2 protein-coding genes and 1 pseudogene are annotated in these 2,444 nt (G+C 65.4%); all 3 read left to right on the plus strand.

What is annotated here, in order from left to right:
* Positions 1 to 81: pseudogene (locus tag HGB39_RS40110) on the plus strand (general stress protein); the annotation flags it as partial.
* A 3-nt stretch (positions 82 to 84) separates the two neighbouring features.
* Positions 85 to 1,965, plus strand: coding sequence for a molecular chaperone DnaK (gene dnaK, locus HGB39_RS37920; RefSeq protein WP_005571962.1), 1,881 nt, complete (start codon positions 85 to 87; stop codon positions 1,963 to 1,965).
* Positions 1,966 to 1,973: 8 nt separating this feature from the next.
* Positions 1,974 to 2,444, plus strand: a 471-nt coding sequence (locus tag HGB39_RS37925) for a nucleotide exchange factor GrpE (RefSeq protein ID WP_168443026.1), incomplete at its 3' end; no start/stop codon positions are given.

Genomic DNA, 2,444 nt, shown 5'->3' on the forward strand with positions numbered 1-2,444 from the left:
CACTACGAAGTCCTCGCCGATGTCGAGGTCGCGGACGAAGCCGTCCGCCTGCTCACCGGCCGGACCGATCGAAAGGAATGAGTCATGGCGACCGCTGTGGGGATAGACCTGGGCACCACCAACTCGGTCATCGCAAGCTGGCAGGGCGGCGAGCCGGTGGTGATCTCCAATGTCGAGGGAGCGCGGACGACGCCGTCGGTGGTGGCGTTCACCGAGAGCGGCGAGCGCCTGGTGGGTCAGCTTGCCCGACGGCAGGCGATCTTGAATCCGAAGGGCACGATCTACTCGGCGAAACGCTTCATCGGACGTCATTACGACGAGATCTCCGAGGAGGCAAAAGCGGTCAGCTTCGACGTCGTGCCAGGTGACAACGGTGAGGCCCGATTCGACGTGCGGGGCAAGAAGTACGCGCCGGAGGAGATCAGCGCCCTCGTGCTGCGCAAGCTCGTCGACGACGCGAGCAAGTTCCTCGGTGAGAAGGTCAAGGAAGCGGTCATCACCGTTCCGGCCTACTTCAACGACGCGCAGCGCAACGCCACCAAGGACGCCGGCCGGATCGCAGGCCTCGAGGTTTTGCGGATCATCAACGAGCCGACCGCTGCGGCACTGGCGTACGGCATGGACAAGCAGACCCACGAGACCGTACTGGTCTTCGACCTCGGCGGCGGCACCTTCGATGTGAGCCTGCTCGACGTCGGCGAGGGAGTGGTCGAGGTTCGTTCCACGGCCGGCGACTCCCACCTCGGCGGCGACGACTTCGACCGACGCCTGGTGGACTACCTCGCCGACGAATTCCAGCGTGCGGAGAATATCGATCTGCGCAAGGATGCGCAGGCGTTGCAGCGCCTCTTCGAGGCCGCGGAGAAAGCCAAGGTCGAGTTGTCCTCGGTCACCCAGGCTCAGGTCAACTTGCCCTTCGTCACCGCAGACGCGAACGGTCCCAAGCACCTCACCACCACGATCATGCGATCGAAGTTCGAGGATCTGACGGCGGATCTGGTGGAACGCTGCCTCGACCCCGTGAAGCAGGCGATGAGTGACGCCAAGGTCACCGCCAACGACATCGACGAGGTGATCCTGGTCGGTGGTTCGACACGTATTCCGGCGGTGCAGGCGCTGGTTCGCCGGCTCACCGGCGGTAAGGACCCCCACATGGGCGTCAACCCGGACGAGGTCGTGGCGCTCGGTGCCGCAGTCCAGGCGGGCGTGCTCAAGGGCGAGGTCTCCGATGTGCTGTTACTCGATGTCACCCCGCTGTCCCTCGGCGTCGAGACGCAGGGCGGGGTGATGACCAAGATCATCGAGCGCAACACGACGATCCCGGCCCGGCGCAGCGAAGTGTTCTCCACGGCGGAAGACAATCAGTCCGCCGTGGACGTCGTGGTGCTGCAGGGCGAACGCGAACGGGCCGCCGACAACCGGGTGCTCGGCCGGTTCCGGCTGGAAGACATCCGTCCCGCGCCACGCGGTGAGGCCCAAGTCGAAGTCACTTTCGATATCGACGCCAACGGCATCCTCAACGTCACCGCCCGCGACAAGGACACCGGCAAGGAGCAGAGCATCACGATCAGTGAGCAGGGCAACCTGGACCAGAGTGAGGTCGAACGCATGCTCGCCGAGGCCGAACAGAATCGGGGTGAGGACGAGGCGTTGCGCAAGGCGGTCGACGCACGCAACGCGCTCGATTCGGTTGCATATCAAGTGGAACGGCGACTCGCCGAACTCGGTGACAGTGCGCCACCGCACGACAAGGCGCGGGCCGAGATGCTGATCGCCGACGCCAGGAAGGCCGTGAAAGACGGTGCTTCACCCGCGGAGGTAGAGCCACTCACCTCGGAGCTCCAGCAGTTGCTCTACGGGCTCGCGCCGGTCCAGGACGGCGGCGACGGACACCAGGCCGGCGGCGCAGACGCTGCGTCGTCGGATGACGACGACGTGATCGACGCCGAATTCGATCGAAGCTGAGGCACACGATGGAAAGGTCTGCAGATCATTCGACGACCGAGCCGGCTACCGACGGTACCGACAGGGATCAGACCGAGACGGCGCCCGATCGCACCGACACGGGGGCCGAGTTGGCTCAACTCGAGGACCGCTGGCGCAGGGCCCTCGCAGATCTGGACAACCTGCGCAAGCGGTATGCCAAGGATCTGGACCGTGAACGCGCCGCGGAGGTGGCGAAGGTTTCCGCGGCGTGGCTGCCGGTACTGGACAATTTGGAGCTTGCGCTGGCCCACGCGGGCAGCGATCCTCAGACCGTCGTCGAGGGTGTGAAGGCGATCCGGGATCAGGCGGTGCAGGTGCTCTCACGGTTCGGCTTCGAGCGCCACGACGAGGTCGGTGTGCCGTTCTCCCCGGAGCTCCACGAAGTGGTCAGTGTGGTGGCCCAACCCGACCTTCCCTCCGGGACCGTGATCGAGGTCTTGCGCCCGGGCTATGGAGAG

The organism is Rhodococcus opacus, assembly GCF_012396235.1.
Lineage (GTDB): Bacteria > Actinomycetota > Actinomycetes > Mycobacteriales > Mycobacteriaceae > Rhodococcus_F > Rhodococcus_F opacus.

Coding starts and splice junctions, on each gene's coding strand:
- dnaK (WP_005571962.1), top strand. CDS start 85: ATGGCGACCGCTGTGGGGATAGACCTGGGCACCACCAACTCGGTCATC.